We start from the raw sequence: 19,916 nt of genomic DNA on the forward strand, positions 1-19,916 counted from the left end.
GGGTAGTTTATTGAAATTAGCCGGATAAAGTAAGCCGAATGCCAAAGAAAGAAGAACATCGGAAAGCCGTATGAGGGAAAACCTCACGTACGGTTTGATGAGGGGGAGCTGAAATGAGCAAGGCGACCATACGGTCGCCCGAAAGTTTCAGTTCTCTACTCTACAAATCAAGCACAACCTTGGGCTTTCGGCACATAAACTGTGGTGGACCCAAACGGGCACAGATATACAGAGGAGGAGTCTTTGTGCAATTTTATTACGATGACAAGATGCCGCTCAGGATTCTGGACGAGGGAGACTTTTGGAAGCAGCAAGAGAACGAGCATACCGTTGTGCTTCGGGAGCTTGCGCCCAATCTGGAAACGCCGTTCGTAGAGGCACTGATGGCGTGGGAGCAGGCTTTTGCTCAAACGCAAGGCATGTTCGTACGATACATCGAAGTTGTCGTGAGGTCGGGCAATCAGGTGAGCGCTGAAACGCTGCACCAAATCAGGGAGCTGGTCACATTCGCGATGCAGCAGAGTGAGCAGTTTATCCAGCTCCTTAACCAAATAGGGGAAACAAGTGCACCGTATCGCAACAATCCCGTAGCCATAACTGTGCTCAACCACATTCGCCGGGAATCGGAATACTTTATCGGCATTACGCAGGCCCTGCTTGCCAATCAGGTGATCTGACGACGAGTCGTTTTATTCGAACCCCGGGTAATGGGATACGGCGTCTTTTCGAAGGCTGCGGTCGTATTCTCCGGCTGTTCCGGAATTTGCCGGTGTTCCGTACGGTGTGGCGTTTGGTTCCATGCCAGGGGGGAGAAGGACGTTTTGCTGGTAATACATGCTTCGGTCGCTATCCAAAACAGCGTTTGTCCGCATCTGTCCGGGCGACTCATTTGCAGGCGTGCATCCTGCCAACATTGCAGCCAGAAACATGATCAGAAATGGCATCGAATTCACCTCAGTTGTAGAGTGGTCGTAGCTTTGCCATTTCATACGCCAAACGGGGTCCGACCGCGTCCTCCGTCCCGGGACGGAGGACAAATCCCCCCAGGGCCAGTTTTGATCGGCGTTCCTTTCGGGTATCTTGGAGATACAAACGGAAACGGATACAAAGAGAGGAAGGAATGTCATGATGGAAAGACGTCTATATCGATCTCGTTACGACAAGCGACTGTTTGGTGTCTGCGGGGGAGCGGCCCGTTTTCTCGGGGTAGATGCTACATTGGTGAGGATCGGTGTGGTGATCCTGACCTTGTTTACAGGTGTGCCGCTTCTGATTTATTTTCTCCTGGCCTTGCTGATGCCAAAGGAGCCGGTTTGGTCTTACAGCCATGATGGCTGCGATCCTTTTGACCCGATGTTCGGACGCGGCTACGATCTGGACAGTGAGATCGAACGGCTGGAAAAACGCGCACTGGTCCAAGAGGTGCATCGCCTGCGCGCGGAATTGGCCAAGTGGAGAGGGATTTAGACGACAACTTTTTTGCCTTTCTGCATACGATGTAAGGTAGAGTGCAGCACTTACATAGGGAGGGAAAGGCAGTGTATCTCGGCGTGTTCGACATGAATCAGCGTCTGGAGCAGACCCGCAAGGTACTGCGGGAGAAACAGCACTTGAAGAAGCTGATTGAAGAAGATATTCGCGAGCTGGAGAAAGACGTAAAGAAGCTGGAAGAGTTGACCAGCACTACTGCAAACAGCGTCCGCGCATAACGCAAAAAGTGGCTCCGCCTGATCAAAAGGGGGCCACTTTTTTTATGCCTGTTATTGCTTTGTTAAAATCAACGGACCGTCAGCTGTGATTGCAATCGTATGCTCATACTGTGCCGACAGCTTGCCGTCGCGTGTACGCGCCGTCCAACCGTCCTCGTCGATTTTCACATGATACGTCCCCACGTTCAGCATCGGCTCGATCGTAATTACCATGCCTTCTTTCAAGCGCGGCCCGCGGCCTGCCGGACCGTAGTGGGGAACATACGGCTCTTCGTGCATTTTTTGCCCAATGCCGTGGCCGGTAAAGTCGCGAACGACCGAGTACCCTTGCTCCTGGGCGTAGGTCTGAATCGCATGGGAAATGTCGCCGATCCGATTGCCCACGACTGCCTGCTCAATCCCCAGGTACAGGGATTTTTCCGTGACCTCCAGAAGCCGTCTCGCTTCTTCCGAAATATTGCCGACAGCGTAGGACCAGGCGGAGTCGGCGAGCCAGCCATTGCGGTTGACGACCATGTCGATCGTGACAATATCTCCATCCTTGAGGGGCTCTTTTTTAGGGAAGCCGTGGCAGATAACATCGTTGACGGAAGCGCATGTCGCATATGGATAGCCGGAATATCCCTTTTGTTCGGGAGTTACGTTATGTTTTTTCAGAAATCCCTCGACGAATTGATCGATTTCCCAAGTCGTGATGCCCGGGCGGATCAATTTGGCCAACTCCCGATGGCAGGCAGCCAGAATCTCGCCTGCTGCTCTCATCTGGTCGATTTCTTCTTGGTTTTTGAGAATGATCATCGGTTCGCTCCTTCATAAAGTAAGTCTTTCTCTCTATAGTGTAGACCTGTTTGCCGTCGATTGCCACAGTCAATTCCGCATGGTAGGATGAGGAGGAAATGTTGGAGACGGGGGGACTTGACTTGGACAAGTTTGAAGCACATTTGGCGAATTACCAGGCTCATGTGAAAGAAGATATCGAGAAAAGACTGGCCTTCATCCGTGAGCAGGTGGACGGACCTGGCCTGGGCGGTGCAGTCGTCGGAATTTCCGGGGGCATCGACAGCGCGGTGACAGCAGCGCTTTGCGTCCGTGCACTTGGGCGGGACCGGGTCATCGGCGTATGGATGCCTGCCTATTCACTTCCTGTCCACGAAGAGGATTCCCGCAAATTGGCAGAGGCAATCCAGCTCGATCTGTTTACGGTGGATATCGGTCCGGCGTATGATGCCATCCTGCCTGCGATTGAAGGTGTGCTGAAGCTGGACGATAAAACCCGGGGCAATACCAAAGCGCGTTTGCGCATGACGACGCTTTATGCGATCGCCAATCAAAAGGGGTACCTGGTAGCAGACACCTGCAATCGCAGCGAGGTTCATGTCGGATACATGACCAAAGGCGGCGACGGATTGGCTGACTTTAACCCGGTTGCCAGCCTGACCAAGCACGAGATGCGGATTCTCGCCCGTGAACTGGGGGTTCCCGAATCCATCATCGTCAAGCCGCCTTCTGCAGACCTGTGGGAAGGACAGACGGACGAACAGGAAATGGGCTTTACCTACGAGGAATTGGATCGGCTGCTGATCACAGGAGAAACAAATCCGGAGGCCAAGAAGCGCATCGATTACTTGCACCGAATTTCGGAGCACAAACGCCGTCTGATGCCGGAGATCTAAACATTGATTCTTTGTCCGGTTTGTACGATAATGAAAGGTACGCGCAAATCTTTCTAGTAAAGAGGTGGAACAGATGTCGACAACTGAACTGATGCTGAAAACGTCACTGGAAGGACGCGTTCTTCGGACCTTGCAAACGCACTTCCGCCGTCCGAACATCGTCCTTGTCCGAGAAAGCCTGGGTGCTAACGGACTGTCCCCTGAACAGGTAGAGGAAACTCTTCTCTTGCTTCAAGAAGGCAACCTGACCGTTGCTGAAATCATGAGCCAATTGCGGGAAAAGGGCTTTTTTGGATAATCTATGCCGCATGAAAAAAGACCGGTCTGACGATAGAGTCAGTACCGGTCTTTTTTCATGTGAAAAACGTCCAGACGCATGTTCGGTTCTGCAGCTTGCGGGCTTTGTTTTACGGAGTGGATGGCCCCCGCGCAGGAACACGCCGCGCACGCTTGCGACGGTACCATTGCAAAGCGGAGTACACCAGGAAGTAGCTTCCGATGGCGACGATCAGCCCCATGACGGCACTTCCGGTAAAATAAGCCAATCCTTTTTCCTTCATCCAGACCAGCCAGCCCGCGACCGATTCATTGTTGTGTTCCAGATGCTCCTGAAGAGGCCTGCCCACGATCGAGTAACCCAATTGATAGTTCAAAACCATGAAGATAGGCAAGACCAGCTTGCCGATGACGAAGCCGATCAGTCCGGCAGGCAGGCTGCAACGGAACAGTTTGACCAGCGGAAAGAGCAGGAGAAATGCCAGACCAAAGGTCGGCAACGTAATGAACTCGACGAAAATACCAACGGAGAATCCGCGAGCCACAAAGGATGGGGCTCCCTTCATCCGGATGAGCTTGTAGTACTCGTACTTCATTTTTCGGAAGATTTTTTTCCACATGCCGGCTTGTCCCTCGTTTACCAGTTCAACTCATTCAACTCATTATAGCGAAAAGGGACCAAGAAAGCCACGGCTGACGTGCAGTTTTTCGTCATTTTTCTACAGCAATTTCCAAAATCAGGGAATATGGCTGGGCGAATGTTTGTGCCTGAGCTTTGTTTTTGGCATAATGAGGGAGTAGTTTATCCGGTGTTGAAATGTGGTGTCTTGCATGGAGGAAATCGTAACATCGTTTGGCGGATATATCACACACTATGGTTATGGAGCCTTGTTCGGCTTGTTTTTTCTAGGAATTCTCGGAATGCCCCTTCCGGAGGAAACACTGCTCGTCTTCTCGGGGTTTTTGGTGTCCACAGGGCAGTTAAAGCTCGTTCCCACCTTTATCGCTTGTTTCTTGGGGTCGATCTCCGCGATGACGTCAGCGTACTGGATCGGCAGAACCTTGGGCTTTTCCTTTATCGAGCGGTACGGGAAAAAGTTGGGACTGGGCTACTCCCTGTATAAAAAAACGGAAGGATGGTTTAACAAGGTAGGAAAATGGGCGTTGCCGCTCGGTTATTTTATCCCTGGTGTCAGACAGTTTACCGCGTATTTCGCCGGGATTACCCGTCTGCCGTTTCCGACCTTCATGCTGTACACCTATTCAGGTGGGCTGTTTTGGAGTGTTTTATTCGTCACACTCGGGTGGCAGTTGGGCGAACGCTGGGACGAGCTGTTCAATCTCATTGCCAGAAACCTGGCGATCTTCTTCGTAGCCGTATTTGCCCTGATCGCCGCATGGTCTTTTTGGCGCATGCGCAGGGCACAGTCAAAACCGAAAAGGGGGAATCACACTTGAGCGAAGAGCAACAAGACAACCGCGGTACGGGTGAGAACCTGCCGGCAGTTCAAAAGTCGAGAGAATTGGTTCCCATCGAGCTGCCTGAACAGCACCAGCGCTTTTACGACAAGCTGAGAGCCAAAATCGAGGCGTTCATTCGGGAGCAGAGCGGCAACGAAGCGGTGGCGAAATACATTTTGCTTGCTCCGGACCTGTTTGTTTTGCTGGCGCGGCTGCTGGTCGACAAGCGCGTCGGTCTGCAGGCCAAGGCTTTGGCCGGAGCTGCCGTCGCTTACTTCATTTCACCGATCGATTTTATCCCGGAGGCGATTACAGGCGCTTTCGGACTGCTGGACGATGTCGTGTTCGCCGTTTATGCGCTGAGAAAAATACTCGTGGATGTCGACGAGAGCATCGTGAAGGAGCACTGGAACGGAGAAGAAGACTTGCTCCGCGTCATCACCAAGGTCGTCCGTTCTGCAGATGATCTGCTGGGCAAAAAGCTGGTGAAAAAGATCGAACAGACACTGTTTCGAAAAAAATAAAACGAGAGGTCCTATCTATGAAATATTTGCTTGATTATCAAGAGGGAGAACGGGTTGTCGCGTTTTGTCTGGTGAAAAGCAAGGAAGCGGGGGTCGCCAGCAACCAGAGCGAGTACCTCAATCTGGAGCTGGGAGACCGTTCGGGCACGATCAGTGCCAAGCTGTGGGATGTCACACCCGAGCTCAAAGAAGAGATTCAGGTTAAGTCCGTCATCAAAATTGATGCCGCTGTGCAAAGCTACCGGGGGAAAAAGCAGCTGGTCATCCAGCGGGTCCGGCTGGCGACAGCATCGGATGAGGTGCAGATGGAATCTCTGGTGCCCGTCTCACCCTTCCCTGCAGACGAGCTTTGGGACAAGCTGATGAAAGCGGTCGACAGTCTGAAAAGCGATACGCTGAAGACCATCGTCACGGAAGCCTTGAGCGACCCGGAAACGGCAGAAAGACTGCGTGCTTTCCCGGCTGGCGTGAGAATGCACCATCAGTACTATCACGGGCTTCTGGAGCATATCGTCTCGCTGCTCTCCGCAGCGGAGAGGCTGCTCCCGCTCTATCCGCAGGCGGATCGGGATGTGCTGGTGGCGACCTGCATTCTCCACGATATCGGCAAGCTGTACGAGCTGTCCGATCCGATCGCTCCCGAATATACAACGCCCGGACAATTGATCGGCCATTTGGTGATGGGAGTGGAAATCGTCAGCGGCATCTGCCGCAAACACGATATTCCGCTGGGGAACGCGGAGGTGCTTCACCTGAAGCATTGCATTCTCAGTCACCACGGCGACGTGGAAAACGGCTGGGGAAGCGCCGTCTCGGGAAAAACGCCAACGGCCATCCTGTTCCACCACCTCGATATGATCGACAGCAAGATGAACGCGCTGGGTCAAACGTTGAGTGACATGGAAGACGAGGAGTGGGCCTATTCCGCGGTCGTAAAGAGGAAAATCTGGCGAGGGTATTGATGCATGACAGCCTAAAAAAGAACCGTCTGCTTATGGCAGGCGGTTTTTTGCGGAAAGGCTCCTATTTTCATAGATCGAAAGTAGTGTGACTATTTCCTTATCTGGAACGTAATACCAAATAGACGTGATGAATAAGGAGGAGCTTTCATTGAAAAACGGAAGTAAAACATTGGTGGCGCTGATTGCGTGCTCGCTGCTCGCTACGCCGGCATGGGCTGCGGAAAAACAAGAGCGGCCGTTGATGACGACACTGCTCAACAAGCTGGAAGATCTGCCATTTCAAGCCCAACTGACAATCACCGGCGTGCGTGATGATATTCCGCTGCTCAAAAATATGAGGGTAGGGACGATCTCCCATCAAGATGATACATACACCGTCACCTTGTCCAATGCGGGCAAGACGGAACGGAGCGACGAGAAGGCAACTGCTACCATCAAGGTCAAAGAGGATGGAGAATTGATCTCCTTAAAGGTGAAGGAGCCGGATGCCGCAAGCGGAAAATTGCCCGATTTGTACGGAGATAAAAAGCTGGTAAACGATTTTGTAAACTACCGTCTCTCTCCCGATTTTACGGCAAGCTCGTTTGCGGTGTTGGGCATCGAGGACGGTCAGCACGAAAACAAAGCCATCTGGTCAGTCTATCCTACGATCAACGGCGTTCCGTTACAGAAGAAAGCAGCGGAAGTGGTCGTGAACGGAGACAGGGATATTGTGTTTGTCAAACGGGAAAACGTAAAGCTTCCGAATCAGTCCTCGGTCGATGATCCGCGAAAAGCGGTTCCGGTCCAAAAAGCGAAGGACGCTATCGCAGAAAATCTGAAGCTGAAGTTGGTTTACGATGAAGAAAACGGGAGCTGGCTGTACCTGCCGCGCACGGTAGAGGCGGTCAACGCTTTGACAGGAGAGCCGGTGTCTCCCATGCGCATAGTAAAGGAGGAGCAGGTCGAGATAAACGGTCAGGCTGACCTGTCTGCTTGGCAGGATAGCTTCAAGCTGGAGCGTGTTTTGAAAGCCGAGCTTCAGCTCCCCTCCGTGCCCGTTGATATTGGAGAGGAAACAAAGACAGCCGCCGAGAAAAATGGCAGATGGGATGCCCCTGTAACAAGGGCCGGCATTCACGCAGTTTTTGATAAAGAAAAGAAAGGCTGGACGATCAGTGTCGACGACGAAGCACGGAAAGAGCGCGAGGAGCCGTTATCGGATCGGGAAGCAAGCAAAATGGCTGTCAACTTTGTTCAAAACGCATTGATTTCCGGAAAAAAATCCTTTCTCGTAAAAGAAATGAGTCTTTCTGCAGAACGGCCAAAATGGGCTGAAAAGTCGAAGGACTACCGGGAGTACACATACGCTTTCCACGAGGTGTTTGCCAATGGCGCAATAGGCTTGCAGCCGCTGTATACGATTGTGGTCGATGCGGATAGAGGCGGGATTCGCTCAGTAGAACACAAGATGACCAAACGTCCGGAAACAGAAGAAAAACTGGCGAGCGTCAAAGGAAAAGCGGCAACAGACGCAATTTTGCGCGACCTGGAGGTATCCCTGTACTATATTTATCCGGAATACGGAGGGCAGACCCCTTCGCTTCCGCAATTAGTCTACCTGCCGGTTAATATGGAAACTCTGGCGCTCAACGCCCAAACCGGAGAGCCGGTAAAACGCGTGCCCAAAGAGAAGCAGACATACCTGGAGAAAGAGAAAGGGAAAAAGAAAAAGTCAGAAGAAGAGTAGAAAGCAGCGAAAAATTGGCGGGAGAGCGGTACGATTTCGCGCTGTTTACAGTGAGGGGGAGGATAATCCCCCTCCCTTTCTTTTTGTAGGCACAAATCTGCCCGTAAAAGGCCAGCAAGATATTTTCTAATCAGTCAGATTGGACAATCGGGGCAATCCGTAGTAGGATTTTTTTTATTCGTGTCGAATACCTTTGTGATTCCCATTTGTTTGGCGGTTGTTTTGCCAAGCGAACTAGAAGGAGAAAGTATATGAAACGGCCAACCTATACCCTGTCGAGTATCGTTAAAAAGGTGTTTCGGTCAGGCGAACGCTCGCTTCCTCGCGAAGAAATCTGTGCGCGTTTGAACGAGACCGGACTGATTTCCCTTCTGGACATGGATGCAGAAGCGCTGCTGGCCAAAGTACTGCAGATGGAACAGTCGCCTGTGCGCATCGGGCGGACAGAAGCGATCGTGGAGGTAACGTACCAGCCCCATCAACTGTTTGATCTGGCGTATCGTTTTTTGCGCGATACCCAATCGCCGAAAACGCTGGAACAGATCGTAGCTGAGCTGCGTCGACAAACGCAGTTTGGATGGAATCAGATCATGCGGATGCTGCAACTGGAGCGCGATCTTCGCTTCGTCCAATATCAGGGGGATGTTCGCTGGTTTTTGGCCGATTGGACATTGGCCAACGATCAGGTGTACCAATTTTGCCGCAAAAATGGCATTGCGCAAATATCTGTTAGGTCGCTTACGCATTTTCTGGAGCTGGAAGCAGAAGTGCCGCAGGGCTCCGTTTTTTTGTCCGCTCTGGACGATCGGTTTCGCACAGATGAGGAGACGCTTCACATCATTGTCCGCGAAGACATCACCGATTCTGAGGAAGATGATGCCGATGCCGAACCAGACGGCGAGCAAGTGGAATGGGAACTGGAGAAAGCAAGCGCCGAAGCAGCTCCCACAACCGCGCAAATCGAGCAACAGTCTGTAAACCAAGCACCTTCAGAACAATCCGAAGTGCGGGAAGAAATTGCTGCATCACCTGCCAAAGCACCCGATGAGCAGCAAGAAGCGCCGCCTACACGACAACATGAACAACATGAACAACTACAATTTGAGGAGGAATTGCCAATGAACGCTGTTCAAACTCAATCTGCTTATCAGGAGGCCAAGGAAATGCTTCGCCTGGCCCTGGACCGTCTGCAGGTCCGCAATCAGGAAATGGCTCAGGAGGTTGTTGCCCATTTCCAAAAAAGCAATATGCAAGCTATAGAAGTTCTGATGAAAGAGAAACATAAAAATGAGCAACTCGCACTTGGCATTGAGCAAGTGCTGAAAGCCAACGATCAGCAATGAGTGATCTGGAGGCCAAGATCCGGTTGGAGGTTAGGTTTGCCTTGCTGCGCGACATTATCGCGAGTTATCGGATTCGCCTACAGGAGATGGAACGGAAAGTTGTGGAGCTGTTCGCCGCCAATCAGTTGGCGGCCATATCCGAATGCATGGAGGAACAGCAACGCATAGTCAGACTGATTCGCAAGCTGGAGCAATTTATCAAGGAGTGGGAATCAGTCCAAGACGCCGGCATCTCGCACGAACCAAAACGAGAACATACGAAGACCTGAAATATGCGGTAGTTATAGGGGGATTGCGCTAGATCCCTGCGCATGCCGCGACGGGATAGAAAGGAGATCCAAACCCCTTATGTCTGTAGGAAGAAACGAACTGTGTCCCTGCGGTAGCGGGAAAAAATACAAAAAATGCTGCGGTGTCGTAACACCGATTACGGAGCTCCGCAGCCGCCATGAACAAAAGCTCCAGAAGGAGTACGCCGGCTGGGTAGAGCGGCTGAATCACTTTGTCAGCGGACAGGTGAGCAGCGATGCCGTTCAGGAGCTGCGTGCCCGTTTTGCCGCTGAAGTCGGTCTGTCCGGGGAGAGCGTCATGAGCCCGGAGTGGACGGCGCACTTCTTCAACTGGCTTGTACTGGACGTCAAGACGAACGGCGACACGCCGATTGAAAACTATCTCAAGCAGCACGGGCGCCGGATGGAACCTGATCTGCGCCGTGCGTTCTCCCGTCTGAATCTCGATGTTTACGAGATCGTGCAGGTAGACCGTGACGCGCTGACCGTTCAGCATCCGTTGCGCGGCGACGTCCGATACGTCATCAGAACAAATACATTGCAGGTTGAGCCGGGGCAATTGATTGCCGGCCGCCTGCTTTCGCTCGGATTGCGCGATGTGCTGTTCACCGGCAGCATCGTCCTGCAGCCTCACCTGAAGCCGGCGCTGCTGGAGTGGCTCAAAGCCCATCCCGAGATTTCCAAAGCGGCAGACGACAGCGCCGAACGCACCTACACCACTGCCTTCTATCGCTTTATCGTACAGTTTGGCGCGGAAGAAACTCCCCGGAGCGTGCAGGGCATGGTTCGGCGCGTTTATCAAGTTCCGGATATGTCCCGCCTGCAGCGGATGATTGAATCGCATCGAATGCTGGAGCTGAAAAAGCGGGAGGGCTCTCGCGAGATTTGGGTCTACGCCCCGCGGAAGGAAGAACATCTTTTTACAGCGTTAAAGGACACGCTGCTGGAATTGTATGAGGTTCGGGCGGAAGTTCTGATCCAGGACGGAACAGTCTTGTTGGAAGGGTATGCTCCCCAACTGGATGAGCTGGCAGCACTCTTGCAGCTCCCTCAAAGCTCCGGGGAGGAAGCGATCACAGCTCTGTCCTCGACGGGAGCAAAGCTGACCAAAGGAACGCTGTTCATCACAAGTCAGCCTACGCTGCCCTCCAAAGTGCTGCAATGGGCTGTCCAGACGTACTTTACGGAAAAATGGCTGTTGTCCGCGAACGACGCACTGGACGGTCTCGCACCGGTCCTGGTCGCTGCATCTGACAATGAGACGATGCAGGACAAGCTCCACAAGCTGGTGGAGCAGTTGGAAAAAGACAACAAGCTGGGTCAGGGCGTTGCCCGGTTTATCCGGGTGGAGTCGCTCAAATCGCGCCTGGCCATCGCAAACGATGATTTGCATATCGCCGGCTTGCTCTCCAGACCGTTGATCGAGGGATTGCCTGAGAGCGTCTATACGGTTCAACCGGAGCGTTTGGCTGATATCCACCAATTTGTTCAGGAGATGACCGAAGGCAAGTCTGAGGCAACGGTGAAAAAGTACGACGAGGTCATGACCAACTTCCGCTCGTTTGTACGGAGCGCCTTTGGTCCCGGATTTTCCTGGGAGCAATTCAGACGCGAGGACCTGGCATACTTCCTGGTTCACGACATCTTTACGCGTGTGGATGCTTCGACGAAGACGCTGGCAACCAATCTGCTGTCGGTTTTGACCGCTTTCTTCAAATGGCTGGACAAACAGCATCAGACAACGCTGACGCCGGTCATGCAGCCGCTTTTGGCAGAATTGAAGGAGACGCTTCCTGAAGCATACCGCTACCGGACTTTGCTGGAAAAGGATGCACATCAGCGGCTGTTTGGCAGCGAAGAGAGCTTCCGCACGGTGAAGGAAGAGACAATGGTTCTGGAAGAGAAAACAGCGGAAGGCTGGTACGTCAAAAACAGCAAGGGCGATCGGGTACTGCTCACGCTTCCGGCAGAGGATGTCCTGCAGCTCGCTTCCGACTGGCTGATTTCCGGACTGGTCGGCCAAACCGGTGACGATACATGGAGCTTGATCGGAACACCCGAGCTTTATCCGCCTGTTATCGGCCAGCTTATGGGACTCAAGCAGCGAGTTCTGGTATAAATAAAACAACAACCCCGAGGCTATCCGAGCCCGGGGTTGTTGTTTTTTGCTTACGCAAGTCTGCGTAAATTGTTTGCGCTGGAATCTTGCGTTTATACCGTCTTGTTCCAGCTCGTAATTTCCTTGTCGCTTGGCAAAAGAAGACCAAGTGCGCCGATCAAAGGCATGAGCGAGCACACCGTGATGACAAAGGAAATGCTCTGAAGGTCAGCCAGGTAGCCGAGTACGAGAGCTCCCATGCCGCCCATTCCAAAGGCAAGGCCGATAATCAGGCCGGAGACGGTGCCGATGCGGCCGGGCAGCAATTCCTGTGCGTACACGACGGTAACGGAAAAGCTGGAGAGCATGACAAGCCCGCTCAAGAACAGGACAGGATACGTCCAGATTCCGGATACATACGGCGTGAGCAAGGTCAATGGAAGCGAGCCGAGCGTGGAGAGCACGAGCAAGTTTCTTTTTCCAAAGCGGTCAGCGATCGGCCCTCCCATGAAGGTTCCAATCGCTCCGGCGAGCAAAAATCCGAATACGCAAAGCTGTGCGCTGGCGTACTCCATCCCTTTGACATCCATTAAAAAGAACTGGTAAAAGCTTTGATAGCCCGCGTTCATCCAGGAACGGACACTGACGATGAGCACGAGCAGGCCAAGAGCGATCATCCGTTTTTGTTTAAAGCTGTACGCTACGGCCTCCTGCACGGCTTTCCTCGCTCGCTGCTGTCCCTGGTACCAGATCGCGACGTAAACCAGGACAGCGCTGGCTGCAGCCGCAGGAACAAGGAACCACATCGCACCTGGCTGGCCAAGCGGCTGAAAAATGAGGATGGTCATCAGCGGGGCCAGAGCCTGGCCGGCGTTTCCTCCCACCTGAAAAATCGATTGGCCGAGCCCGCGTCTGGGACCGGAGGCATGATGCGCGACCCGGGACGCTTCCGGGTGAAAGACAGCAGAGCCGATACCGACGCACGCGACAGCCAACAGTACCACGTAATACTGGTCGGCCAGGGCCAGGGCAAGCATGCCCAACCCGGAAATCAACAGCGCAATCGGAGGCATATAAGGGCGGGACTTGCGGTCGGAGACATAGCCTACGACTGGCTGAAGCACAGATGAAGTAAGATTCACTACAAGTAAAATAATGCCTACCTGCGTGTACGTCAGTGCCAAATTGCTCTCCAAAATCGGCAGCAAGGCGGGAATGACGGCTTGGATACTGTCGTTCAGCAGATGAACGAGACTAATGGCAAACAACATGCGATAAACCGTCGGAGCGGCGCTGGCCGCTGGGCTGGCATTCAAACTGCCGGTCTGGGCACTCATATCTTCCTTCATCTCCGTATTTTTTTGCTATTTACTGTAGCACTGTTTTTTCCGAACGTCATTACTGTAAGGTCAGCATATAGCATGCAAAAATAGGAGGATGAGAAACAGAAGAGCGGCACACACTATTCCCTAGCCGAAAAGGAGGGGTAACATGGAAAAGAAGTCGAATGATCTAAACGGCAAACAGGAAAGTCACACGCGCCATGGCGGAGACGCTCACCGTTCTACACAAAAAGAGCCTGAGGGCCCCGTACAGGGCTTCAGTCAAGCGCCACACGGCAAACAGTAAAAGCGGGCTCCCTCATCGACACAGATGGGGGAGTTTCGCATGATCGGAACATTTTTCTACAAAAGCGGACATGAATGTGCTACAATACCTTAGTCAGTATTTTACCAATGGAAGAAAAACTTAGTGCTTATTGTCGAAAAGCACTTTTCTTATTTTCAGAAACATTTCCATACAATACCAAGCGTTTTCGCTGACAAGGAGATTGATGCACATGCCGGATACAGTCGGAAAAACGCGTACTGTTGCTCATAAGACGAAGAAACCAGTCCGCCGCCGCAATCTGCGCAAATGGTTGATGTTCTTTACTGTTTTTTGCTTGCTCCTGATAGGGGGAGTTGCCGGGGCGATCTACTTGAAAATTGACAACGCCCTCGATACGGTGACCTCGCCGCAGGACGGCTATGTGTCGCCTGCTTCTGTAAATATTGATCCTACATACCATAATGATAAACCTCTTTCTCTCGTAATTCTGGGGAGCGATAGCCGGCCTGAAACAGGCTCGATGAATACGGACGTGATGATTGTAGCGGTTGCCAATCCGACCACCAAAAAGGTGACAATGGTTTCTCTGCCGCGCGATACACGTGTAAAGATTCCAGGATACCGCGATTACCACAAGATCAATTCGGTCTTTGCCAACGGCGAGGCTGAGCGCCGTCAAGCCGAACGAAAGAAACAAATACCGACTGAAGACGGGATTTCGTTGACCAAAAAAACGTTGACCGAGCTTTTGGGCATCCCGATTGATCACTACGTAGCAGTCGATTTTGACGGCTTTAAAGCCGTTATTGACGAACTGGGCGGAGTGGAGGTCAACGTGGACCGCAAGCTGGTCTACGACGATCCGACCGATAACACGCATATCAACCTGAACCCGGGCGTTCAAGTGTTGAACGGCGAACAGGCCCTTGGCTATGTCCGCCACCGCCACGACAACCGGGGAACGAAGTACTATTCCAGCGACTTTGACCGCAACCGCCGCCAGCAGGAAGTCATCGCCGCAGTGATCAACAAGGTAGGCTCGCTGGAAGGCTTGACCAAAATTTTCAGCATCATGGATGTCGGAGCCAAGCACATACATACCGACTTGTCCAAGGAGCAGATCAAAGGGCTGGCTTATGATTTCAAAGGCTTGAATTCCGCTTCCGTGACGACTCTGGACAACGGCGCCTACTGGCAAGGAAGCTACACGTTCCTGCCAAAGGAGAACCTGAATTCGATACGTGCCGCGCTGCAAACGGAGATGGGGCAGACGGAAAGCATCGTTGCGAAATTAAACGACTCTCCAATTCTTGCGGCCGGGGACGATTCTTATGCCAGCAGCAAGCCTCGCACGACAAAGAAAACGAGCGAGTCGGCCGCTTCATCGCAACCGGCGAAGCCAAAGAAGGAGCAGGCAGCCAGCAAGCCGAAAGAAACGCAGCCTGACACCGCAGAGGCGGATGAAACAGTCGCGCCGCCGCCTGACATTATGGCGCCTGACGACAACCAGCAGAGCGGGCAGACGACTCCGACACCGGACGCCACCACTCCAGGATCGGGTGCGACGCCAGGCAACGGATCGACGCCGCCGCCGGATATTGTTCAACCAACGCCCACTCCTGCTCCAAGTCAGGAAATGACTCCACCACCAGCAGGGGAAGGCGAGAAAACGACCTCCTGATCCATAACAAAATGACAGAGGAACACCCGAGATGTCGGGTGTTCTTTTTTCGTCGATGCCGTATTTGGAAAAAGATTCATAAAAAAACTTTTTGGATAAATCATTGCAAAGTGGTTTAAAAACACCAAAAGCATGGTAAAATAATAATATGCTGAGAAGACAGATAAATCTGATAAATGAAACGGACAGGGAGGGATTTGGATGACAATTTTTCTGGTCAACCTGTTTCTGGTGATCGCGTTCGTGTACCTGATCAGCCGCCAACAAAACGAAGAAATCATATATGATGAAGATTTTTTTCTCCAGAACCCCTCAGCCCTTGAAGAATACCAACAGATGCCCATCGACTTCCAACAGGCGTTCTTTCGCAAACATAAGGACTGGATCAAGGAAAAATACATGCGCGGCGAAAGCTACGTGCTCGCTTTTTGCCCCAACAAGGAAGTAAGGCGTGCCTGGCTCTCGGAATTCGTCAATAACAAGGACTTGAACAATACACCCACCCCTTCGCCATGAAGGGGTTTTTCGTTGATCCCCCCGGCGTGGTATACTTCGGATAGGAACGTAAGTGTGCAACAGAAGGAGTAGACAAAATGCTGCAAAGACTGATTGAACTATGGGACCAAAACATGCCGGAGAACGGTATGATCCATGATGTGATTTTGCGTTCGGAGCATTCCTTGCTGGAAGACGAAGAAACCAAGGAAGTAAAGCTGATTATTGCTCCAGCCGAAGGGGAGCAGCCGGCTGCGTCTGTTTTTCTCTACGAGCTGGAGCCGGGAAAAAGCTGTGAAGTGGAGATCGAGCTGGAATACCCGGGCCTTGACCTTTCGGAGCAGGGTGAACGCTTGTGGGAGCAGGCGAGAGAGATTGTAGCAGAGGTGTCCCTATCGGAGAAAAAGCGATTCCTGGCCCCTGGCCAGTTGGCAGAAGCCACCTTTATCCTCGACTATCATTTCGTCGTGGAATGCTCCGATGAAGAGGGGACCGAGAAGATTATCAAGCAAGCGGCCAGCGATTTGGGAAAATTGCTGGGGCTGTAGGGGGAGGTCGGACAGAATGAAGAGAAGGAAAATGAAAGGAGCGTGGAGAATTGTATTACGCAAAGAAATGAATGAGCATTCATTCGGATGGTGAGGAGTGAGCTGATATGGCGATCAGACGGGTATTTGAACCGATTCAGATCGGGCAGTTGACGCTGGACAATCGGGTCATGATGGGATCGATGCACGTCGGCCTGGAAAGGCTGGAGGGGGGCGTTCAGCGGCTGGCCGCTTTTTATGCCGAGCGAGCAAAAGGCAAAGTGGGCCTGATCGTAACAGGCGGAGTTGCAGTTCTCCCTGAGGGCGGCATGGGTGAAGCGTACTGCAATGCGTATGCCGACCATCATGTCGAGCAGCTTGGCCATCTTACGCAAGCCGTACATGCGGCAGGCGGCAAGATCGCGATGCAGCTTTTCCATGCGGGCCGCTATGCGTACAAAGAGACGACCGGCCTGGAACCGGTCGCCCCGTCCCCCCTGCAAGCGCCGATCAACCGGACGAAGCCGCGCGAGCTGAGTCCGGAAGAGATCGAACGGACGATTCAGGCGTTTGCCGATGCAGCGCTTCGGGCCAAACGGGCGGGGTTTGACGGTGTCGAGATCATGGGATCGGAAGGATATTTGATCAATCAATTTCTTTCTCCTGTCACGAACCATCGCACTGACGAATGGGGAGGAGACTTCGAGCGCAGGTCGCGATTTGGCATCGAAGTGATGAAACGGGTCAGAGGGGCAGTCGGAGAGGGCTATCCGGTCATTTTCCGCATGTCCGGTCTCGACCTCATACCCGACAGCACCACGATGGAAGAGACGCTCGAGTTCGCCAGACAGATCGAGGCTGCCGGAGCAGATGCGCTCAACGTCGGGATCGGCTGGCACGAATCAAAAGTCCCCACGATCGCCATGATGGTACCGCGCGGCGCTTATGTCTGGGTCGCCAAACAGGTCAAGGAAGCCGTCAACATTCCGGTTATCGCCAGCAATCGCATCAACGATATCAGGCAGGCAGACGCAATCCTGGAGGACCAATATGCGGATATGGTTTCGATGGCAAGACCGCTGCTGGCCGACCCGGATATCGTGAAGAAAAGCATGGAGGGCAGATTTGACGAAGTCAATACATGCATCGCCTGCAACCAGGCTTGCCTGGACCACATCTTCGAAGGCAAGACAGCGTCCTGTCTGGTCAACCCGATGGCTGGCAGGGAAGAGGAGTGGAAGCTGGCGAGTGCGCCTGTGAGAAAAAAAGTAGCTGTTGTGGGAGCGGGCCCGGCAGGTTTGGAAGCGGCACGAGTTCTCGCCGAGCGCGGCCATCAGGTCGTCGTTCTGGAAAGACAGACACAGATCGGCGGGCAGCTGACATACGCGGTTCAGGTCCCAGGCAAATCCGAATTTGCCGAAACATTGCGATATTACCGAACAAAGCTGCGCCTGCTGGGTGTAGAGGTCAGGCTTGGTGTCGAGGCAAGCGCTGATCAGCTTATCGCAGAAGGGTTCGATGAAGTAGTGATTGCTACAGGTGTCATCCCTCGCATTCCGGAGCTTCCCGGCATCGATCTGCCTCATGTAGTCAGCTATGCGCAGATCTTTGAAAAGAAGGCAAGCGTGGGGAGCAGGGTCGTGATCATCGGAGCAGGAGGAATCGCCTGCGACTTGTCCCATCTTTTGGCGGAACCCGCCCAGCTGTCCTCCGAGACGATGAAATATTTGCTGGAGTATCGGATTGTGGAGCCAAAGCAGCTGCAGCGGATGCAGACAAGTCCGAGACGAATCTCGATACTGAGGCGTGGCAAGCATGTGGGAACAGGACTGGGCAAAACGACCCGCTGGGCTGTGCTCGCCAATTTGAAAAGGCAGGGAGTGGAAATGCTGACGGAGGTGGAGTACCGCGAGATAACGCCGGAGGGCGTGCGGATCGTGCATCAGGGGGAAGAGAAGCTGCTGCCGGCAGATACAGTCGTGATCGCGGCCGGAAACACGCCAAACAATCGCCTGTATGAAGCATTGCGGGAAAAGCTGCCGGTCCATCTGATTGGCGGCGCCAGAGAGGCAGGAGAGCTGGATGCCAAACGGGCCATTTACGAGGGAGCGGCGATCGGCAGGAATATATAATCCATTCGCACCATAATAGAATATTGTCGGCTTTTAGGATCTTTTGTCGAAAGACTATCATTTGTACATGTTTTTTTGCAAAATAAAAATGTGCTGTTCAAATCAATTTGAATGGGGGCTCTCGCCTTGATGAATCAAAATGGCATCTTATTGGGAAAACGTCATTTCTTGCACTCTACCGAGCGGGTTGTAAAAGTGGAGGGATGGACGTTTACAATAGCCCCGGGTTTTAAGGTGATTGCCGGCGGCAGTGCCAATCCGCTGCAAACGTTGATCAGCATTTATCACGAAACCGAGAAAATCGCACAACTTGTGCTCAGTCATAGACGCTGCGATTCGGATCTGTCTGTCCAGGCCATCTCCAGTGAAATTTGTCTGGAAATGTCGCCCGCGACTCGTACGGTCAACGTAGCAGTGAAACAATAGGGCACCCAGGCAGGGTGCTTTTTCACTATCCTGACCCTATTTTCAGACAGGAGATGAGGCAAATGAAGTTGACAGAATGGAAGCTGGGGGAGTTTTCCCTGACCTGGCTGCGAGGCGGCCTGACACAGTTGGATGGCGGTGCGATGTTTGGAGTGGTGCCAAAGCCTCTGTGGAGCAAGCGTTACCCAAACAACGAGCTGAACCAGATACCGCTCCGGGCTGATCCCATTCTCCTGCAAGCGGGCGGGAAGCGCATCCTGATCGAATCGGGAATCGGGAAAGATCGTTTGACCGAAAAGCAGAAGCGCAATTTCGGATTGCAGGAAGAATCAGAGGTGCTCGAGTCTCTGCAAGCGGTTGGACTCTCTCCGGAAGATATTGATATTGTATTAATGACCCACATGCACTATGATCACGCCAATGGACTGGTATCGGTCAAGGACGGCGGCCAGTTGTCCTCCACCTTCCCCAGGGCCGTTATTTACGTACAGGAGCTGGAGTGGGAGGAGATGAGAAACCCCAACATCCGTTCCCGCAATACATACTGGGAAGAAAACTGGCGTCCGATCGAGCAGCAGGTGCAGACCTTCGGCTCCGAGCTTTCTGTCATCCCGGGTGTCACGATGCACCATACAGGGGGACACAGCCAGGGACACAGCATTGTCAGAATGGAAAGCGGGGGCGAGCTTGCCCTGCACATGGCTGATCTGATGCCGACTCATGCACATCAAAATTCTCTGTGGGTGCTGGCTTATGACGATTACCCGATGGACTCCATTTTTGCCAAGGAAAAATGGGTCAAACAAGGCTTGAAGGATGGAGCGTGGTTTACCTTCTACCACGACGCCATCTATCATGCGGTAAAGTGGAATGAGCAGAACGAATTGATCGGTCAGATCAAAGTGGAAGCATAAAGACGTGCCATTGCGTTTCAGAGCCGGGGAGATGCCCCGGCTTTCTTGCATTTTCATCTGTCCGC

23 protein-coding genes are annotated in these 19,916 nt (G+C 52.8%); 19 read left to right on the top strand and 4 right to left on the bottom strand.

Annotated features, from left to right (window positions below; translation table 11 throughout):
* Positions 1–245 precede the first annotated feature (245 nt).
* Entirely contained in the window at positions 246–677 is a 432-nt protein-coding gene (locus EDM54_RS21880) for a DUF2935 domain-containing protein (RefSeq protein ID WP_003386697.1), read from the top strand.
* Between the two features lie 12 nt (positions 678–689).
* Here the strand turns inward: EDM54_RS21880 and EDM54_RS21885 are convergent, their stop codons facing one another.
* A complete protein-coding gene (locus EDM54_RS21885; RefSeq protein ID WP_122958779.1) occupies positions 690–944 on the bottom strand; it encodes a hypothetical protein in 255 nt (84 codons plus the stop codon).
* Positions 945–1,125: 181 nt separating this feature from the next.
* Here EDM54_RS21885 and EDM54_RS21890 point away from each other — a divergent pair, with 181 nt between their 5' ends.
* Positions 1,126–1,467 (top strand): PspC domain-containing protein, encoded by a 342-nt coding sequence (locus EDM54_RS21890; RefSeq protein WP_003386695.1) that lies wholly within the window; start codon positions 1,126–1,128, stop codon positions 1,465–1,467.
* A gap of 71 nt (positions 1,468–1,538) precedes the next feature.
* The gene (locus EDM54_RS26595; RefSeq protein WP_003386694.1) at positions 1,539–1,709 is read left to right on the top strand and encodes a hypothetical protein; all 171 of its coding nucleotides are present in this window, start codon (positions 1,539–1,541) and stop codon (positions 1,707–1,709) included.
* Between the two features lie 51 nt (positions 1,710–1,760).
* Here EDM54_RS26595 and map read toward each other — a convergent pair whose 3' ends face one another.
* Positions 1,761–2,507, bottom strand: coding sequence for a type I methionyl aminopeptidase (map, locus tag EDM54_RS21895; RefSeq protein WP_003386693.1), 747 nt, complete (start codon positions 2,505–2,507; stop codon positions 1,761–1,763).
* 122 nt (positions 2,508–2,629) lie between these two features.
* On the opposite strand from map, the gene nadE reads away from it, so the two are divergent.
* Together nadE and EDM54_RS21905 are read left to right on the top strand one after the other, a co-directional pair.
* Positions 2,630–3,382, top strand: coding sequence for an NAD(+) synthase (gene nadE / locus EDM54_RS21900; RefSeq protein ID WP_122958795.1), 753 nt, complete (start codon positions 2,630–2,632; stop codon positions 3,380–3,382).
* A gap of 73 nt (positions 3,383–3,455) precedes the next feature.
* Positions 3,456–3,680, top strand: a complete 225-nt coding sequence (locus EDM54_RS21905) for a hypothetical protein (RefSeq protein WP_024984964.1) — start codon at positions 3,456–3,458, stop codon at positions 3,678–3,680.
* A 109-nt stretch (positions 3,681–3,789) separates the two neighbouring features.
* Here EDM54_RS21905 and EDM54_RS21910 read toward each other — a convergent pair whose 3' ends face one another.
* Positions 3,790–4,278: a DUF2062 domain-containing protein gene (locus EDM54_RS21910; RefSeq protein WP_003386690.1), complete on the bottom strand. Its 489-nt coding sequence runs from the start codon at positions 4,276–4,278 to the stop codon at positions 3,790–3,792.
* Between the two features lie 211 nt (positions 4,279–4,489).
* Here EDM54_RS21910 and EDM54_RS21915 point away from each other — a divergent pair, with 211 nt between their 5' ends.
* From EDM54_RS21915 to EDM54_RS27265, 7 genes are all read left to right on the top strand, one after another.
* Entirely contained in the window at positions 4,490–5,116 is a 627-nt protein-coding gene (locus tag EDM54_RS21915; protein WP_003386689.1) for a DedA family protein, read from the top strand.
* Complete coding sequence (locus EDM54_RS21920) at positions 5,113–5,643, top strand: YkvA family protein (protein ID WP_003386688.1); 531 nt, start codon at positions 5,113–5,115, stop codon at positions 5,641–5,643. Before EDM54_RS21915 ends, EDM54_RS21920 begins: the two co-directional genes overlap by 4 nt.
* Positions 5,644–5,660: 17 nt before the next feature.
* Positions 5,661–6,605 carry a 3'-5' exoribonuclease YhaM family protein gene (locus EDM54_RS21925; RefSeq protein WP_003386687.1) on the top strand — a complete coding sequence of 315 codons (945 nt, stop codon included), beginning with the start codon at positions 5,661–5,663 and terminating at the stop codon, positions 6,603–6,605.
* Positions 6,606–6,753: 148 nt separating this feature from the next.
* Complete coding sequence (locus tag EDM54_RS21930; RefSeq protein ID WP_122958780.1) at positions 6,754–8,334, top strand: hypothetical protein; 1,581 nt, start codon at positions 6,754–6,756, stop codon at positions 8,332–8,334.
* Positions 8,335–8,585: 251 nt separating this feature from the next.
* A complete protein-coding gene (locus tag EDM54_RS21935) occupies positions 8,586–9,677 on the top strand; it encodes a hypothetical protein (protein WP_003386685.1) in 1,092 nt (363 codons plus the stop codon).
* Positions 9,674–9,946 carry a hypothetical protein gene (locus EDM54_RS21940; protein WP_003386684.1) on the top strand — a complete coding sequence of 91 codons (273 nt, stop codon included), beginning with the start codon at positions 9,674–9,676 and terminating at the stop codon, positions 9,944–9,946. The genes EDM54_RS21935 and EDM54_RS21940 overlap by 4 nt, the downstream gene beginning before the upstream one ends.
* Before the next feature lie 79 nt (positions 9,947–10,025).
* Entirely contained in the window at positions 10,026–12,086 is a 2,061-nt protein-coding gene (locus tag EDM54_RS27265; RefSeq protein WP_122958781.1) for a YecA family protein, read from the top strand.
* A 92-nt stretch (positions 12,087–12,178) separates the two neighbouring features.
* Here the strand turns inward: EDM54_RS27265 and EDM54_RS21950 are convergent, their stop codons facing one another.
* Positions 12,179–13,402: an MFS transporter gene (locus tag EDM54_RS21950; protein WP_003386682.1), complete on the bottom strand. Its 1,224-nt coding sequence runs from the start codon at positions 13,400–13,402 to the stop codon at positions 12,179–12,181.
* A 154-nt stretch (positions 13,403–13,556) separates the two neighbouring features.
* On the opposite strand from EDM54_RS21950, the gene EDM54_RS26600 reads away from it, so the two are divergent.
* From EDM54_RS26600 to EDM54_RS21980, 7 genes are all read left to right on the top strand, one after another.
* A complete protein-coding gene (locus EDM54_RS26600) occupies positions 13,557–13,694 on the top strand; it encodes a hypothetical protein (protein WP_003386681.1) in 138 nt (45 codons plus the stop codon).
* A gap of 211 nt (positions 13,695–13,905) precedes the next feature.
* Complete coding sequence (locus EDM54_RS21955; RefSeq protein ID WP_003386680.1) at positions 13,906–15,357, top strand: LCP family protein; 1,452 nt, start codon at positions 13,906–13,908, stop codon at positions 15,355–15,357.
* 201 nt (positions 15,358–15,558) lie between these two features.
* Entirely contained in the window at positions 15,559–15,873 is a 315-nt protein-coding gene (locus EDM54_RS21960) for a hypothetical protein (RefSeq protein WP_003386679.1), read from the top strand.
* A gap of 77 nt (positions 15,874–15,950) precedes the next feature.
* Positions 15,951–16,400 (top strand): hypothetical protein, encoded by a 450-nt coding sequence (locus EDM54_RS21965; protein WP_003386678.1) that lies wholly within the window; start codon positions 15,951–15,953, stop codon positions 16,398–16,400.
* A 107-nt stretch (positions 16,401–16,507) separates the two neighbouring features.
* Positions 16,508–18,511, top strand: a complete 2,004-nt coding sequence (locus EDM54_RS21970; RefSeq protein ID WP_122958782.1) for an NADPH-dependent 2,4-dienoyl-CoA reductase — start codon at positions 16,508–16,510, stop codon at positions 18,509–18,511.
* A gap of 129 nt (positions 18,512–18,640) precedes the next feature.
* Entirely contained in the window at positions 18,641–18,937 is a 297-nt protein-coding gene (locus tag EDM54_RS21975) for a hypothetical protein (protein WP_039070878.1), read from the top strand.
* Positions 18,938–18,999: 62 nt separating this feature from the next.
* Complete coding sequence (locus EDM54_RS21980) at positions 19,000–19,851, top strand: YtnP family quorum-quenching lactonase (protein WP_003386673.1); 852 nt, start codon at positions 19,000–19,002, stop codon at positions 19,849–19,851.
* Positions 19,852–19,916 lie beyond the last annotated feature (65 nt).

Origin of the sequence: Brevibacillus borstelensis, from assembly GCF_003710865.1 — a bacterium.
Classification (GTDB): Bacteria; Bacillota; Bacilli; order Brevibacillales; family Brevibacillaceae; genus Brevibacillus; species Brevibacillus borstelensis.

Coding starts and splice junctions, on each gene's coding strand:
- EDM54_RS21950 (WP_003386682.1), bottom strand. CDS start 13,402: ATGAGTGCCCAGACCGGCAGTTTGAATGCCAGCCCAGCGGCCAGCGCC.
- EDM54_RS21925 (WP_003386687.1), top strand. CDS start 5,661: ATGAAATATTTGCTTGATTATCAAGAGGGAGAACGGGTTGTCGCGTTT.
- EDM54_RS21965 (WP_003386678.1), top strand. CDS start 15,951: ATGCTGCAAAGACTGATTGAACTATGGGACCAAAACATGCCGGAGAAC.
- EDM54_RS21960 (WP_003386679.1), top strand. CDS start 15,559: ATGACAATTTTTCTGGTCAACCTGTTTCTGGTGATCGCGTTCGTGTAC.
- EDM54_RS21915 (WP_003386689.1), top strand. CDS start 4,490: ATGGAGGAAATCGTAACATCGTTTGGCGGATATATCACACACTATGGT.
- EDM54_RS21955 (WP_003386680.1), top strand. CDS start 13,906: ATGCCGGATACAGTCGGAAAAACGCGTACTGTTGCTCATAAGACGAAG.
- EDM54_RS21910 (WP_003386690.1), bottom strand. CDS start 4,278: ATGTGGAAAAAAATCTTCCGAAAAATGAAGTACGAGTACTACAAGCTC.
- EDM54_RS27265 (WP_122958781.1), top strand. CDS start 10,026: ATGTCTGTAGGAAGAAACGAACTGTGTCCCTGCGGTAGCGGGAAAAAA.
- EDM54_RS21885 (WP_122958779.1), bottom strand. CDS start 944: ATGCCATTTCTGATCATGTTTCTGGCTGCAATGTTGGCAGGATGCACG.
- EDM54_RS21890 (WP_003386695.1), top strand. CDS start 1,126: ATGATGGAAAGACGTCTATATCGATCTCGTTACGACAAGCGACTGTTT.
- EDM54_RS21980 (WP_003386673.1), top strand. CDS start 19,000: ATGAAGTTGACAGAATGGAAGCTGGGGGAGTTTTCCCTGACCTGGCTG.
- EDM54_RS21975 (WP_039070878.1), top strand. CDS start 18,641: ATGAATCAAAATGGCATCTTATTGGGAAAACGTCATTTCTTGCACTCT.
- EDM54_RS21940 (WP_003386684.1), top strand. CDS start 9,674: ATGAGTGATCTGGAGGCCAAGATCCGGTTGGAGGTTAGGTTTGCCTTG.
- EDM54_RS21970 (WP_122958782.1), top strand. CDS start 16,508: ATGGCGATCAGACGGGTATTTGAACCGATTCAGATCGGGCAGTTGACG.
- EDM54_RS21935 (WP_003386685.1), top strand. CDS start 8,586: ATGAAACGGCCAACCTATACCCTGTCGAGTATCGTTAAAAAGGTGTTT.
- map (WP_003386693.1), bottom strand. CDS start 2,507: ATGATCATTCTCAAAAACCAAGAAGAAATCGACCAGATGAGAGCAGCA.
- EDM54_RS26600 (WP_003386681.1), top strand. CDS start 13,557: ATGGAAAAGAAGTCGAATGATCTAAACGGCAAACAGGAAAGTCACACG.
- EDM54_RS21905 (WP_024984964.1), top strand. CDS start 3,456: ATGTCGACAACTGAACTGATGCTGAAAACGTCACTGGAAGGACGCGTT.